Raw genomic sequence first — 645 nt, forward strand, 5'->3', positions numbered from 1 at the left:
GCCAAGGTACATAATCCTGATCATTCATGCTCTGTATTCTTCCGTTCCTGCCCAGACTTCTACCGCGTCCGGGCCCCGTCTTTCGCACCTGTTACCAAGACGCGTAAACATCTCGATGATTTCGTCGATTTTGGTGGGTTCTGCGCTGATCAGCATACTCATAAGTTACTCCTAGACAGGGGACCATCCCCATCTAAAATTATGGAGTAATTACGGGCCGATGTCAAGTGCGTATGCATCCGCAACGGGTGCTTGTTCATCGGTCACGCACTGGCCCTCGACGTACCATTCGTGAATCTGAAATGATAGCACCACCAAGTTCTCGGGCAACCCATATCCTGACTGTATGTGGGTGATGCGGGCCATGAACTCGCGGTCTTGGACCCGGCCCTCACGAAATTCACGCACAAACAGCCAATCACGAACCTGAAAATTGCGGTCGTTGACTCGCACCTCCGCTTTCTTGGACCCGGACCACGCGTCTTCAAATGGAATAGGGTCCGATTTAAGATCGTGGACCTCGGGCCGTCGCTCACTGGTCATTCATTTCTCCCAAGTTAGGCACTTCTTTTGTACGTCTCTTCTTCCGATCACCTGATCCTGTAGATGATCCGGTGGCCGCCGAAGGTTCACCCAGATCATCGG

General features: G+C 52.4%; 1 protein-coding gene. It reads right to left on the bottom strand.

The features are described from left to right. Positions 1-210 precede the first annotated feature (210 nt). Positions 211-543 carry a DUF3850 domain-containing protein gene (locus tag AC1RPQ_RS07745; protein WP_353978787.1) on the bottom strand — a complete coding sequence of 111 codons (333 nt, stop codon included), beginning with the start codon at positions 541-543 and terminating at the stop codon, positions 211-213. Between the last annotated feature and the right edge of the window lie 102 nt (positions 544-645).

It is taken from the genome of Dellaglioa sp. CoH-57-MRSF-21, assembly GCF_056781915.1.